We start from the raw sequence: 14,315 nt of genomic DNA on the forward strand, positions 1-14,315 counted from the left end.
CTAGCCCCGTGAGCCGCTCTGAGGAGCTAGATAATCAATCTCCTCTGACTGCTCGGCCCAGCGCGCGAATTCATCAAGATCGCGATTGTGTCGGATATCTGCATCGCTCGTGACGACCGGCACCAGATTCTGGAACAGCGGGTCACGAACATCAGGCCCGATCTCCGTCTTGAAGCTTTTATAGACCCACGGACGCTTGACGAACAGCGCGTGAGCGTGGACTCTCGCAAGGTGAACCTTCGCGGGGGCGAGCCGCGGCACGTCTTCAAGCCTGCCAAGTGCGCCCAAATAGCTCTCACGAGACGAATGGTCCTCGGTGAAGCCGAAACCTGAATAGCGCCCCGTTCCCGCGGTTTTCACCGGCACGCCAAAACAGGGTAGTTCGTACCCAATGCTGCCCCGAACCGTAATCCCGACGCCGGCCATTCGGAATAATGAAAGTGTGCTGAAGCGCGTATCGGCCGGAAGCAACTTCACATGGGACGGCAACTCGCCGACACTCTCGCGGATGATGCGCAGCTCACCATATTCGCCCGAAACACCCGAGAGTTTTCGCTTCCAAATATTGGCAGGATGCAACTTGATGAGCCAGTTGATCCGAGGATTGGCGGCCGCAGCCTTCACAGTCTGAGCAAACCAGTCGCCATAGTTCTCGAACAGGTCTTTTCCGTAGAACAGATTCGCGTCCCACAGCACATGCGAGAACAGCACCGCTACGGGCTTCTGATCAAGGTCCAGTTCTTGCCGGATTTCCGCATCCGCTACATCAACCGTACCCGGCTGGTTGCGCGCCTGTACCTTCCAGACGCCTCCATAGCGCTTCCTGAATTCGTCGTCGAGTTCCGATTCCTGCTGAGCACCCCAAGGCTCCTGCAGAAGCCGCTCAAGGGTCTCCCGCGTAATCGAGTTAGGATGGATGCGACGGGTTTCCTGCGTGAGCTTCTTGTGAACCAGCGCATCTTCGCGTGAAGGCTGGGTGAAGTGAACCGTCGGAATGCCCTTCCTAATCGCGACGTCCACGAACGGTCCCAGCGTATGGTAGTTTGGTTCATTGACCAGGATCAGTGAAGGCTCGAGTTCGGCCAAACATTTTTCAGCGGCGTGCACGAATCCGACAGATTCCTTGAGCCGCTCGATGATGGCTTCGCGAATTTCAGGCTTCCGGGGATCCGGCGCACCATCGAAACCCCGTCGCGATACGGACGAGAGCAATTGCGGCCCTATCCATGCGTCTCTGTACCGCCACTCCATGACCGATTGGAAGTCCATCGGCATGTTGCTGCGCCGCTGGACCTCCGCGATCGCCGCCGCCCGCACGTCCTTGACGTTGACCAACTTCTCGAAGGCAAGAAGATCGACCACACCGAAAGCCTCATAGAGGCGTTTGGCGTGAGTGTAGATGCTGGACGTGAGAACCTTGACGCGCCAGCCCCTTCTGCGAAGAGCCAGTGCCTGCATGCATTCCAATTTTGCCGTGTAGGTGTTGTTGGTCATGCTCAAGATCAACACCGTCGGCGCGCCGGGCCGAGGCGCAGGCAGTTCACGCACGAAGGCCATATTGGCAAACGTACGTTCGACCTCATCTCGGAGTCGCCGGTAGTCGCCGGCATTCGCCATCCGCTCTCTGAAATCGGCAAGGCCGCCGGCAAACGGACTACGGCGCAGATATCGCACGATTGCGTTCATCGGACGTAGCCCGTCCGCAGCAGATGATCGGCGAGCCTAAGCTCTTCCGGCGTATCGATATCGAGTGACGACAACTCGTCCATTTCGTACCCGACGATGGAATCCCCATAGAGCAGGCCGGCATCGAGAACTGAACTGCGGACGATCAGCACAGCCGGACCATTCCGGGCGAATAGAAGTTGCTTCTCTTGCCGCGTGGTCCTTCCGACGCCTCCCCCGAAATAGGGTGATAGAAACCCACCGTTCTCCCGCATCTGTCCTTCGGGAACGAAGCGATGCGGCACACGCACGACGCTCACCAGCGTATGAGCCTGGGTCTTACGGAATTTTGCGACACTCTCGCGCACGTGGTGCGCACGGCGAAACGGTGAGGTCGGCTGCAACAGCACGACCGCCTCGATCGTCTCTCCCGCTCGACGCAGTTCGGCAAGACAATGCTGCATGACCCCCAGCATCGGTGCAGCGTCTCCCGCCAGGTCCGGAGGCCTGAGAAATGGCACGTGGAGCCCCAGCGCCCGGCCAGCCTCGGCGATGTCCTGGTCATCCGTCGAAAGTACCGCGCGATCGATGACGCCAGAATGCAACGCGGTCTCTGCCGTCCAATCCAGCAAGGAACGTCCCCCGCATAGCGTAAGGTTCTTACGCGGAATGCCTTTCGAACCACCCCGGGCGGGTATGAGGGCCACGAGTGTCATTCGGCATCAGCCTCGCCGTGACTGGGGCGTTTCAGGCTCAATACGTTATGCATTTCTGGATTGCTACCTTCTCGGCGGCCAGAACGTTGGCAATCCTGGGGCCAGCCGTTCCGTCGCCGTAGATCGGGTTCATCGCGTAGCGGCCGTGCTCGACCTGCTTCGCGATAGCTTTTGAGATTTGCCTCTTGTTATAGCTGACCTCGATTACGTTGTCGCCACGATCGCGCATGTTCTGCCGGGAACCGATATTCACGACGGGCGTGCCGATGTACGCCCCCTCTCTAATCCCGCTGCTCGAATTTCCAACGAGACATGCCGTGGAGTGCATTAGATTGACGTAAACATCGATGGGCAGGTTCTTGAAAAAGTGCATGCGATCGTCGAGCTTCCGCTCGCGCCACTTCCGGATACCGCGCGAGATATCGTCAGAGCCTGCATCGGCATTCGGCCACAGCACGACTGCAGCCAAGCCTTGCTCACGCACGGCTTCCAGGGTCATCATGATTTGCGCCTCACCGTCACCGTACTCGGTCGTGACCGGATGCTGGGAAATGAGCGCGAACGGCTCATCGATCGAGAAGCGTTGCCCAACCCCGTCATCAAAGAGCCGATCAAATACGTTTGCGACCGGATTTTTCAGAATATCGGCCACCAGATCGATGCGCGGACAGCCAACCATGTGGACATGTTCCGGCCGCTCGCCAAGCTTGATGATGCGCTCCCGCGCGCCGTCGCTTGCCGGAAAGTGGATATGCGCAAACTTCGTCACCGCATGACGAATACTTTCGTCGATGGTGCCACTCACCTCGCCACCCATGGTGTGGGCCACGGGTATGTTCATGTATGCGGCTGCCAAGGTCGTCGCCATCGTTTCGAAGCGATCTCCGACCGTCAGAACCACGTCAGGAGCAAGTTGCTCGAACAAGGTCGGCAGCTCCAGCAAGCCGAGCCCCGTGGACTTCGCCATAGTCGCCGGCGTCTCTCCTTCGATCAACATCGTCACCCGAGCGTGCGGCGTAAAGCCGTCTTTCTCAATCAGATTGACGACAGAGCCATAGCGGTCGAGCACCGCCGACGCCGCCACGATCAATTGCAACTCGAGGGCGGGATGTTGTTGGATGGCGCGCATCGCCGACTTGATTGAACTGTAGTTAGCGCGCGAGCCGACAACCACGCAAATCCTCTTCTTGCTCACGCAAAGTCCTCCTCGCCGAACTTGTGATCCCGAGGCAGGGAACGCGCCAAGCGCCGGCCAATAAACTCTCGGTACCGGGCGGCAGGAATGCCATCCCCCGGCTTCTTGAATGCGAAGTGATGCTGTTGAATTTCGATCCCCTCCGCGAGGTCCACGGCAGCAACGATGCTTTTCTCGAAGATCCGCTTCATCTCCGATACGGACGACAGGTCATCCTTCTCGACTTGAGATGTCATCATACGCCCGGCGAATTTCAGTTCGTCGCAGAGAAGCTTGAACTGATCCGGCTCCATGCTGTGCTTGGCATCACTTCCATACATCAGTCTGGAGAAGGTGAAATGCTTTTCGACGACGATGGCGCCGAGCGCAACGGCAGCAATCGCCGCAGCAAAGCCCAGCGTATGGTCCGAAAAGCCCACGGGAACATCATAGCGCTCGCGCATTTTCATCATGACATTAAGGCCGACCTGCTCTGGTGGACACGGGTAGACCGATGTGCACTGAAGCAGAGTCAGCGCGCACGAAGAACGAAGTACAGCGACCGCCGCGTCCAGTTCTTGCCAGTTGCTCATGCCAGACGAAAGCAGCACCGGCCTTCGCATCCTCGCAATGTATTCCATCAGCGGCAGATTACTCACCTCACCAGAAGGAATTTTGTACGCACTGATGCCGACCTGCTCCAGCAAATCGACGGCTTCGAGCGAAAATGGCGAAGACAGGAAGTCGACATTGCGCTTCCTGGCGAGCTCTGCAAGACGTCCCCACTGATCGAGGGAGAACCCCGTCCGCCTGAAATATGCTGCGCGCGGCTCGGCCGAAAAATATGACGGCGATGGTGCGTCCAGCAGCGTTTCCGCTTCGGCAATGTGGGTCTGAAATTTGACCGCATCCGCGCCGCAGTCGGCCGCCGCTTCAAGCAGACGACACGCATTTCCGAACGATCCATCGTGGACCGATCCAATCTCCGCGATCACGTAGGGTATTTGGCGGCCGGCAGCCATGGCGCGAGCTTTCGAAACAAAAGATGAACAGGGAGGTGGCCTCGACATACCGAACTATTGGGCCACAATCAAGCGGAGGGAAGGTGCGAAGTCGATTGAGATACCCTTCTGCACCGGTGCGGAACACGGTTCCCACAGCGGCTTCGACGACAACACGATCGCGCTTGTTTAGCGTCTAAAAAGCCTATAGGACAAACCATAAAGCTTTGTCGTCGCGCGATAGGCTCCAACTGACCAGAGGGCCTTGACGACTCTCGGCTGATGGAGGCCAAACTCCCGCCGCAGAGCGCCGCCAGCACGCTGGCGACGTTCCGCGTCGAGGAGGAGAACGCCGAGCGAAGAGATCTCCAGCGACCTGGCTGCGCCTGCTCGGGTCGCCACACGGACCTCGCGCTCGCGAAGTTCCTGCCAGCGCGGTCCGGGCGCATCGAGCGCCGCTTCATAGAACACCTCCGCGCCTCCCAACTCCTCGAAGAACGCTCGCTCGCCACTCCCAACGGTCAGGTTGTGAATGGCCATCAGGCGAACATTGTCGGACAGGCCAGCGGCCATCATCGAAATGGCGGGCCACCCCTTGGGACCGTCAACGAGAAAACCAACTCGAGCTTCGCGAAGCCTGTTCGACCAACGGCCGAATTCCTCGTAGGCGCTGCCCTTGACGAGCTCGATTGGCAAATGCGCAAGACGTTGCCGGCAAGCGGCTGCGCGCGCCGAATCCTGCTCCAGGTCGATCGAGACGAGCCTCCGACTGGTTCGCTTGGCCCAATCACCAAGAATCTCTGTCGAATAACCATCCTGACGGCCGGACTCCACGACGACCGATACATCCTCGACGATGCAGCGCGCCAGGAAGAATCCCATTTCGCAAGGAAAGATGGCGCCTTCGACCCATCGGTCGACATATCCGTCGAGCACAATTTCTGCCGCAACCTCCGCGGCGGCCCGGAGAGCTGCAAGATCGTGTTTCGCCATCAGTTTGGCCTCTGGTTCAAATGTCCTGAATCTTTGCGTGAGATCGGTTGCGCAGAGTGTGGAGCAAATCGAGAATGCGCCCTCGTTCGACGACGACTACTGCCAGGTAGACTACGAAGCACAGAACGATCCTCGTCATCAACGCGGGCGCCATGTACTTGTTGAACAGCCAGCTCAGGACAATGGCAATGCTGCCGCAGACGACCCGGCCATCATCGAAGGTTTCAAGTCGTCCGAACGAAGTTGATTTCCAGTAGATGTAGGTCCGGAACAAGATCGCTTCGATGAGAAGGACGGCGACAACCCCCGCGAGTCCTGCATTGAAGCCAAGCCCCCCTACCGTACCAACGGCAAATGGCAGGGCGGCCAGACAGCACGTCGAAATCAAAGAGTTTGCATTGATGAGGCTTCGTGCACCGCCATTTGCGTAAACTGTCGCGTTTTGGGTTCGACCCGAAACGTGGAGCAGCAGAAGCAATGCAAACCAGGGCACGTACTGGACTGCGGGCGTTAGTCGGTCATGAGTCAGAATGGCAACGAACTCCTCACCGAAGCAGGAGAAGGTCACTCCGAAAAGGGCGATCAGGATATGAATCGGCAACCACACCCGTCTGGTCATTGGAAAATGCCGCCGCCCATCCCGCGCCTCGGCCAGTGAAGTTGACCAGACGTTAACCGCAACGGCGTTGGTCCCAGCGAGCAATGTCCCATAATAGAGCCGGGCATGACTGAGATATCCAACGGCTGAGATGTCCATATTTGCTGCCACCACCGAATTCTCCCCTATGCTGCGCAATCCTCCGGTGATGCCAGCAGTCAGCGAGGCGAGGCTGTGAGATCGAAGAATCGACAACCATCGACGGCTGGGTGCATGCCACGGCTCCGCACCGAGCGCAGCGAGGGAAACAAAGACAGAACATGCTTGCCCAACAACGGCTCCAACGAAAAGCGATGACAATCCCAAATCGAAGCCAAAGAGTGAGATCAACGTACCGACAAACGAGCCAACTGCCTGCATAGCGATCTGGGCCGCGACCGCGTTACCCCGGCCGGCAACGGAGAAGACATTGGTCGAGAGGATCGTCGCCGACTTCATCGGAACGAGGACAGCCGTTAGAACGAGAGTGGCGCGCGAGGCCTCTTCGGGAACTGACATCATCTGCTGTAGCCAGGGCCAAGCCGCCAGAAATACGGCGGCGAGCCCCGAGCTGAACAAGAGCGAGACCAAAAAGAAGCTCGACAGCATCCGCCGACGCTCGGGTACCGAAGCAACCGAATAGTTTGCCGGAAGCGCAAGAGAACCGCCCGCATCGCCCAAGGCGCTGGCAAGCGCAGCCCACGACATCATCAGCGCAAAATAGCCGAAATCGGCCGCAGTCAGTACAACGGTGGTCAACGGCAGGATGGCGACAGACACCAGGGCCTGAAAGACCGTCGCGCTTACAAAGAGCAGAACGCGCCCCGCAAAACGGCCGCGAAGAGCTGCGAGCCAGCTCACCCCGCCGGACTCCCGCTGGCCTCAGCAGAGCTTTGCGCGTAGGTTCCGATACAGACAAAGGACATCTGCATTCCCGTCTGCACGAAAGGCTCAAAACGAAGATGCGGGTTGGCTTCGCAGAATTCGCGCCAAGCCCGTCGTTCGCCACGGTCGGGATCGGCCCAGAAGCAATTCCAATCGTCGAACACAATGATCGTGCCAACTTGCAAGAAGTCGACGATGAACGAAAGGATGGGAACGGTCGACGCGTAAAGATCGCAGTCGATGTAGATAACGGCGGCTTTGGACGGAAGAAGCTCGCGAGCCAAATCCGGCGTCAAGCTGGCGTCATAGAACCCCTTCACGGTCCGCAATCGATCCGCGGGCATGCCATGACGTCGGCAAATTCGCTTGAAGTCTTCTTCACCCGTCTTCAGCTTGCCCTGCTCCCAAGCCTCTTGACGGTCAATTTCGGAAATTTCTGGCAATCCTTCGAACGAGTCGAAGGCCACGTACTGCCAGTCGAACAAATGATGAAAGCTGTCATACGCCAACCTCATTGTGTTGGCGCCGAAGCAACCGAACTCCATGTAGTAGCCTTTGATCGGGCGGTTGACGTTCGCGAAGCGGGCCATGCAGAGGAACAGATATTTCCGCTCCCAAGCGATGTGGCGCAAATAGCTGAAGCGGACCCATCGCGCTCGCGCGGAGAAGAGTGGCCCTTGCAGAACTGCAAATACCCGCCGCGCGAGCCGCCTGGTGCCGCTCGGCAGCCCCTCGTAGGTCGGTAGCAAAGATGTACGTAAACGATCTTGCCAGTTCATATCTTGCGCACCCCTGGTAAGCCAGCGCCTACCTACGGCTGAGAATCCGATCCAAATCCGACGTCCACGAATCCAGCAAGGGAAGCTCGGCCGCTCCGACCAGCTCGCAATGCACCAAGGCTTGATAGCAACGACGAACATCCTCCTTGATGTGATCAAGCCCGCCCTTGATCGGCAGATCCTCAAGCATCAGTCGAATGCGATGATTATTGAGGTAACCTGGGATCTCATCCTCGAAGTCTTTCATCAGATCATGTTCATTCCGGTCCTGCCAGACGGTCGGCCCATGAAAGAGGATATGCCAGCCGTTCGCCCAGGCAATGCGCTGAGCAATCAGGCTGCGCCAGATATCTGTTACGCGAAAGTTGCAATAGGATGGTAGATACATGAGCGGAAAGGCACTGGGCCACCAGCTCGTGTTCTGGCTATTGAACGGGACCCACGCGCCCGTCCCGAATGCGACGATCCGGTCGGTACGGAAGTTGTGAGGCAACGGCAGTACCAGCCGATAAAGCGCGTCCACATCAGGATCACCGTCGGCGAGCCCCTGCTGAATCGGACAATCGACCTCGGCACGCTCCAATGCCTCGAAATCGGGAATAGGCTTTAGGACGTGATCCAGCGGCAGCCCGCGTGGCCAAATATTTCCATCGGTAAAGTACCGATAGGCATTGACCCATCCATGTCCCGACACAATGGGCGCGATCAGGTTGCGAGACCGGTTCTCGAAGAATTGCGGCCGCGCGAAATTATCGTCGTCCGTCTCGATGACAACCTGCGCATCATTTGCAATCGCGGCCAGATAGCCGATGTTCTTGCGGGCGTAATTCTTCACCGGCGCGAGATTTGCGAATGCGAAGCCCGACTTGGCTTGATCCGCGATCCCAAGGAAGCGGCACCCTTCAATCGAGAAGTCCGGGGGGCTTTTGGTATCTCCAACCACGACGAAGTCAAAGCCAGAGCGAACAGCGTCCCTCGCAATGGTCTTCATGACCTCATTGGGAGGGTTGATGGACGTAATAATAATCGCTTGATTCATTCGGGTCAGACCGCGTATTTTGTCGCTTCTGCGTCAGTGCATAAGCGCAGTCGGTAGGGCCTCCTCGCAAACAATTCCGGCATTATCAAGCAAAAAATGACCTTCGGACGAGCGATAACCGCCACGAAGCCGGTCTTTGCCGGGGAGCTGTGAATTGCAGCGGCGCAGGCGGATTATTCTTTGTACCAAAGGTGTTCCGGACGAACGCGAGGGTGCTAGCCTCGTTATCATCTACAGCTTTCTACAGGCAATCCGCGCTCAATCGTTCGACGTCCTTCATCTCATCCTGCTCGACGAAGGCCAGAGGGATCAGCAGGCTTTCGAGGCATATCGCGGGTCTGCCTCAAACGATCACTTCGAAGTCTTGGCGGCGACCACCGGTCAGCTTGTCGTCCAGGGCGCAAGGGAACATCGGATCGATTTATCGTCTGCCGCGAAGCTGATCGAACGGGGGCGACAATTTGCCGCCGACCTGTTTATTGCGTTCGACATCTTGCCCGCGTGGCTGGGACTAGAGATCCCTGCCACTCGAAAGCTCGCCTGGTTGGGGGACCTTAATTTCCAGACGACCTACTATCACGGTCTCTACGGTCTTCAGGAACGCCCCTGGCGAATTTTCGCTTTTACGAAATACTGGTTGGCCGCGCGGAATTGGAAGCATGTCTACGCATGGGTCTTGTCATCGTATGATGAAGTGATCGCGTCCGCAGCGTCGTCGGAAGAACAACTGAGCCGCCTCGGACTCAAGAACCATCGATATTGCCCCTACCCCTGGCCGGTGATCGACACTCCCGTTCCGTACCGCGCAAAGCCGCATACCCCCACTTTCATGTTCTTCGGCAATCTTGTCGGCCTCGGTTCGCGCTCGGCGCTGCACTTCATGGTCGCGAAGGTCTATAGCCCTCTGGTCAAGCTCTGGGGGGCTGGTGGCTTCAAGATCATCCTGGCCGGACGGGGAAGCTTGCCCGAATGGTTTGCCGAAGCGATCAAGGACAAGCCAGAATTTGTCCGTGTCGGCTTTGTCGAGAACCTTCCGTCAACTTTGGCCGAATGTCACGCTGCACTTGTGCCCATCGACGTTCCGGCAGGCAACAGAACGCGCATCTTGTACGCGCTAAGCCAGTCAACCCTCGTGATTGCCCATGAAAATGTAGCTCTCGGAAATGTGGCGCTTGTTGACGGTCAAACCTGTGCGCTGGCCGCTTCGGGCGGGGAGTTTGTAGCTCGCATGAAGCGAGCCGTCGATGATCCGCTTTGGGCGCGGCGGGTCGCGGAAGCCGGCTGCCAAGTTTACAAAGACCTCTTTAGTCCCGAGAAAGCGACGGCGGAATTCATTGCGTGGATCAATAGGTTGTCCGAAGCCGCGCCACCGGGCTAACTGCCGCTTGCCTTTTGAGCACCAACATCACGGCCGCCGTCGTCAGGGCCAAATCCACGCGGAACGTGTCCGGCCGCACGGCTAGCCAGAAACCACTGATAGGTCGATTCCAATCCTTGACGGAGCGACATCTTCGATTGCCAGCCAAGTCGCGTAAGCCGCTCAGTGCTCAGCAGCCGGCGAGGCGCCCCTTCCGGCTTCGATGCGTCGAAGGCAATGCGCCCCGTGAACCCGGCAACGGCGGCAACCAGGGTCGCAAGTTCACGGATCGAAACGTCGAGACCGCTACCAATATTGATAATATCGCCCGACGAATAATTCTTGAGAAGAAAAACCAGCGCGTCAGCGCACTCCTCGACATGAACGAATTCACGACGCGCAGTGCCCCCACCCCAGACCACGACCTCGTCCAGCCCGTTGCTGACTGCATCGTGAAAGCGGCGGATAAACGCCGGAATGACATGGGAGTTTTCATTGTCGAAATAGTCGCCCGGTCCGTAGAGATTTCCGGGAACCGCCGCAATGAAATCGAGGCCATATTGCTGACGATATGCGGCGCACTGCATCATGCCGGCTACTTTTGCGACCCCGTACCACACGTTGGTCGGCTCTAGAGGACCAGTCATCAAGGCTTCTTCGCGAATAGGCTGCTCAGCCAAGCGTGGGTACACACAGGAAGAGCTGACGAACAACAGCTTCTTTACGCCACGACGCGCAGCCGCCTGAATCACATTGTCCTGGATAGCGAGATTGTCAGAAAGGAAGCTTGCGGGATACCTGCTGTTCGCAAGCACTCCGCCTACTCGGGCAGCAGCCAGCACAACAACCTCCGGGTGTACTCTATCAAACCAGCTCTTCACTGCAGCCTGGTCACAGAGGTCCAGTTCCTCGCGCGCGACGGTTAGGATCTCGCAGCCCTCGCTCGCGAGTCTGCGAACGACTGCCGAGCCCAACATACCGCGATGGCCCGCCACCCAGATGCGGCGTCCCGCTAAATCAAACGTCGAATCCGGCATCGCAGCGCTCGCAATCGTCCCAAATTGGCGTGTGTAGATTGTTCCCCGGACGCTTATAGCCGCGCATCAACCTAGGGGCAACCCGCGGCTCCCCTCACGCGATCGCTAGCTGGCAGAAGCGAGATTCATCTGAGGCCTCTCGCCATGCCGCCTGACAGTGTCTCCTTCTCAATTTGCACTCAATTGGCTCGTCGTCCGCCGTCACGCAGCTGACTAAATTGCGAGTTCTTCGTGAACTTTTGGGAAAGAGCGCATGTCGAGAGCTCTCCGGGTCTTTGTCCGGTTGTGGAGTTCCCTGCTGCCGCCGCGGCGAGAATGAGAATCACAGAATAATACCCCCACCATTGGGGGACATAAGTGCCGTGTGCGGTCAGGACGGCGCCGTAGGATAGCAGACATAGCCACGGTGTAATCGCGTGGGGGTCAGATCCAGAAAATGATCGCACAAGCAGCCGTAGTGCAAGCCACGTGATGAAGGCGCAATATAGAACGAAACCCAATATCCCGGTTTCCACCAGAAGATTCAGCAAGGTCGTATGGGGGGATGGATATCCACTTCGCAAATATCCTCCGACACCGGCACCGTAGCCAACGATAAGGTTGATGATTTGCAAAACCTGCGGGGGCAGCATAGCTGCAACTGGCGGCAAATCAAACGGACCGCCATTAGAGCGCGCCAATTCAATCAACGTCTGTCCTAGCAATGGCAAAGCTCGGAGCGTTGCAATGATTAGCTCTGATCGGTCGCTAACCTCGAAAAATCGCCCCCTTATGCTGAGCGTAGCGGCATTTGTATCCCCGAGGAGCGCGCGAACTGCCGATGGAAAGGATTCAAAATAGAAGCCTACGTAAAAGGCAATAGCTGTGGATGGCAATATTAGAAGGGCGGCACGTCGTGTGGCGGGTTTGAGAAGAAAACTCAAGATGAGGCCGATCACGACCACGCGGGCTGTCCGACTACCACTAAATACGATCAGCCATGGTGCCATTTGCAGATACATCCAGCCAAGGCGCGTGTTCGCTGGGCTGCTTCGTCGGCGCATCCACAGGAGCACCAACGGCATGGCTGCAACGAAAAACACGCCCAGGCTAACAGGCCCCGACATCGTCGACTTGTAGCGATCATAGTACGCTAGGCCAAAGACCGTGTCGTTTCCTTGCTCGTACGGCACGATGAACAAGAGCGGAAGCGAGACTATCGCAATTAGACACTGACCGATCGCGCCCCACACGAACCCGTCGACCACGCCTTCGACGATTCGCCATGGCGGCTCGCTCCTGCTGCTAACAGTCGCGATCATGGCTGCGAGGGCCGTAAAGAAGAGTAAAAACGATATTCCGACCTTCAATTGCCAAATATTCTGAAAGAGCACAAAGTTGACAATCGCTGACGCTCCGCAGAGGAGTACATACAGCACGTAAGCACGCGCAAACCCCGGAATCCGCGACTCCGGACGGAACGTTCTCCCAAACAACAGCGCACTTGTTACACTACCGATGATCACGAGATGCGCGTAATCTCGCATGAAGGGCAACAGAGGAAGCTCCGGCAGCACGCCGATTGCGGAACTCAATCCCAGCAGCCAAAAACGGTCTCGCCGAAGCAGAAAAAATACGGCCGAGGGAATTACAAGCGCGGCGAAAAAACTGATTCTGATCCAAAACGGGACCTCGTTCTCAAGAACATCGCCGAAGGCTGACCGCAAAATCAAGCTTGAGCGAACCACACCCCAAAAAATACTCACGACGAAGAGCAGAACGGACAGGGCCAACTTCTCTGCAAAGCTCGCGGGCGTAGCTGGTCGAAGAAAAAACTTGGGCAGCATGGCGAGAACGGCCTGCCTCACATTTTCCACGCCTCGCTCCTCTGCTCTCACGATGTCAGGATTAGTCGCTCTTTCGATTGGCCTGTTCAGCGCATGTGCTTCGTCGACCCCGATACATGCGTCATCTACCCAAGAGATGATGACACGAAAATTCCGTCTTCGATCAACAAGGCCAATTTTAGCCGCGATCTCGCCAGCGTTGCGTCGTGCGAACCGGATCACCTCGATGCGCGGCGTCCCACACAATCCATGACAAGCGCCCTAAGGCCTTCTTCTAGGCTTACCCGAGGGCGCCATCCGATGTCACGCATAAGCGCTGCAATATCGCACGACGAATAGCGAATGTCTCCGGCGCGCGGCCGCTCGAAGAGTGGCGGGGGGAGAACGCAACCAACCTGGCGCCCCAGCTTGTTGATCGTTTCAAGGAGCTCCAGCAGGGTTACCGAGGTGCCGGAACCGACATTATAGACGCTAGCTCCTGGACGCGCCGCACGCACCACAGCACGGATGACTGCGACGACATCGCTTACGTGGCAGAGGTCCCGGGTTTGTCCGCCGTCCCCGAAGATGACCGGAGACACCCCCGCCTCCGCTGCAGCAAGCCAGGCGGGTATCACAGCAGCATAGCCACCGGTCGCCGCCTGGTTTGGGCCATAGATGTTGAAGAAACGCAGCCCCGTGACGGAAAGATCGGGATACCGGTCTGCCATTTCCGCGGCGGCCGCCTCATTGGCGACCTTGCTTTCCGCGTAGGGACTCTGAGGCTGCCGCCCAGATTGCTCCGTCAGTGGCTGGACTGGATTCTCGCCATATACGGCAGCCGACGACGCGAAGACTATTCGGCGCACCCCCATATCTAACGCCAGCGCCGACACTGTCCGGAAGCCTCTGTCGTTTATCAGCAGCGTTTCATCGGGCCGCGCGATGGAACGCGCGACCGAGACTTGTGCCGCAAGATTCACGAGGACGTCTGCCCCTTCCAAGGCTGAAGCTGCGGCTCCGCCGTCGAGCACGTTGGCGCGCACGAACCTGAACAGATCGCCGTATTCGCCCAGCCGATCGATGTTCCGCATCTGCCCGGATGAAAGATCGTCGAGAACGGTCACCGGTGCCCCCGCACGAAGCAGATCGGCGGCGAGGTTCGACCCGATGAACCCTGCGCCTCCGGTAATCAACCAACGATTTTCATGCGGGCCCATTATTTGG

General features: G+C 57.8%; 12 protein-coding genes. 1 reads left to right on the plus strand and 11 read right to left on the minus strand.

Annotated features, from left to right (window positions below; all coding sequences use genetic code 11):
* From XI09_RS31600 to XI09_RS31635, 8 genes are all read right to left on the minus strand, one after another.
* A complete protein-coding gene (locus XI09_RS31600; protein WP_271570338.1) occupies positions 1-1,686 on the minus strand; it encodes a hypothetical protein in 1,686 nt (561 codons plus the stop codon).
* Positions 1,683-2,381, minus strand: a complete 699-nt coding sequence (locus XI09_RS31605; RefSeq protein WP_271570339.1) for an acylneuraminate cytidylyltransferase family protein — start codon at positions 2,379-2,381, stop codon at positions 1,683-1,685. Before XI09_RS31605 ends, XI09_RS31600 begins: the two co-directional genes overlap by 4 nt.
* Positions 2,382-2,418: 37 nt before the next feature.
* A complete protein-coding gene (neuC, locus tag XI09_RS31610) occupies positions 2,419-3,576 on the minus strand; it encodes a UDP-N-acetylglucosamine 2-epimerase (protein WP_271570340.1) in 1,158 nt (385 codons plus the stop codon).
* Positions 3,573-4,577 carry an N-acetylneuraminate synthase family protein gene (locus XI09_RS31615; protein WP_271570341.1) on the minus strand — a complete coding sequence of 335 codons (1,005 nt, stop codon included), beginning with the start codon at positions 4,575-4,577 and terminating at the stop codon, positions 3,573-3,575. Before XI09_RS31615 ends, neuC begins: the two co-directional genes overlap by 4 nt.
* A gap of 168 nt (positions 4,578-4,745) precedes the next feature.
* Positions 4,746-5,549 (minus strand): hypothetical protein, encoded by an 804-nt coding sequence (locus tag XI09_RS31620; RefSeq protein WP_271570342.1) that lies wholly within the window; start codon positions 5,547-5,549, stop codon positions 4,746-4,748.
* Positions 5,550-5,565: 16 nt separating this feature from the next.
* Positions 5,566-7,047 carry a lipopolysaccharide biosynthesis protein gene (locus XI09_RS31625; RefSeq protein WP_271570343.1) on the minus strand — a complete coding sequence of 494 codons (1,482 nt, stop codon included), beginning with the start codon at positions 7,045-7,047 and terminating at the stop codon, positions 5,566-5,568.
* Entirely contained in the window at positions 7,044-7,850 is an 807-nt protein-coding gene (locus tag XI09_RS31630) for a TylF/MycF/NovP-related O-methyltransferase (RefSeq protein ID WP_271570344.1), read from the minus strand. Before XI09_RS31630 ends, XI09_RS31625 begins: the two co-directional genes overlap by 4 nt.
* A 28-nt stretch (positions 7,851-7,878) precedes the next feature.
* Positions 7,879-8,889 carry an STELLO glycosyltransferase family protein gene (locus tag XI09_RS31635; RefSeq protein ID WP_271570345.1) on the minus strand — a complete coding sequence of 337 codons (1,011 nt, stop codon included), beginning with the start codon at positions 8,887-8,889 and terminating at the stop codon, positions 7,879-7,881.
* Positions 8,890-9,043: 154 nt separating this feature from the next.
* Here XI09_RS31635 and XI09_RS31640 point away from each other — a divergent pair, with 154 nt between their 5' ends.
* Positions 9,044-10,267 (plus strand): glycosyltransferase, encoded by a 1,224-nt coding sequence (locus tag XI09_RS31640; RefSeq protein ID WP_271570346.1) that lies wholly within the window; start codon positions 9,044-9,046, stop codon positions 10,265-10,267.
* Here XI09_RS31640 and XI09_RS31645 read toward each other — a convergent pair.
* The 3 genes from XI09_RS31645 to XI09_RS31655 form a co-directional block, all read right to left on the minus strand.
* Positions 10,264-11,283 carry a GDP-L-fucose synthase family protein gene (locus tag XI09_RS31645; RefSeq protein WP_271570347.1) on the minus strand — a complete coding sequence of 340 codons (1,020 nt, stop codon included), beginning with the start codon at positions 11,281-11,283 and terminating at the stop codon, positions 10,264-10,266. The two genes, XI09_RS31640 and XI09_RS31645, sit on opposite strands and share 4 nt — an antisense overlap.
* 179 nt (positions 11,284-11,462) lie before the next feature.
* A complete protein-coding gene (locus XI09_RS31650) occupies positions 11,463-13,139 on the minus strand; it encodes a hypothetical protein (protein WP_271570348.1) in 1,677 nt (558 codons plus the stop codon).
* Between the two features lie 188 nt (positions 13,140-13,327).
* Positions 13,328-14,308, minus strand: coding sequence for an NAD-dependent epimerase/dehydratase family protein (locus tag XI09_RS31655; RefSeq protein WP_271570349.1), 981 nt, complete (start codon positions 14,306-14,308; stop codon positions 13,328-13,330).
* Positions 14,309-14,315 lie beyond the last annotated feature (7 nt).

This window comes from Bradyrhizobium sp. CCBAU 11386 (assembly GCF_028128955.1).
Taxonomy (GTDB): domain Bacteria; phylum Pseudomonadota; class Alphaproteobacteria; order Rhizobiales; family Xanthobacteraceae; genus Bradyrhizobium.

Coding starts and splice junctions, on each gene's coding strand:
- XI09_RS31635 (WP_271570345.1), bottom strand. CDS start 8,889: ATGAATCAAGCGATTATTATTACGTCCATCAACCCTCCCAATGAGGTC.
- XI09_RS31605 (WP_271570339.1), bottom strand. CDS start 2,381: ATGACACTCGTGGCCCTCATACCCGCCCGGGGTGGTTCGAAAGGCATT.
- XI09_RS31615 (WP_271570341.1), bottom strand. CDS start 4,577: ATGGCTGCCGGCCGCCAAATACCCTACGTGATCGCGGAGATTGGATCG.
- XI09_RS31655 (WP_271570349.1), bottom strand. CDS start 14,308: ATGGGCCCGCATGAAAATCGTTGGTTGATTACCGGAGGCGCAGGGTTC.
- XI09_RS31630 (WP_271570344.1), bottom strand. CDS start 7,850: ATGAACTGGCAAGATCGTTTACGTACATCTTTGCTACCGACCTACGAG.
- XI09_RS31620 (WP_271570342.1), bottom strand. CDS start 5,549: ATGGCGAAACACGATCTTGCAGCTCTCCGGGCCGCCGCGGAGGTTGCG.
- XI09_RS31645 (WP_271570347.1), bottom strand. CDS start 11,283: ATGCCGGATTCGACGTTTGATTTAGCGGGACGCCGCATCTGGGTGGCG.
- XI09_RS31600 (WP_271570338.1), bottom strand. CDS start 1,686: ATGAACGCAATCGTGCGATATCTGCGCCGTAGTCCGTTTGCCGGCGGC.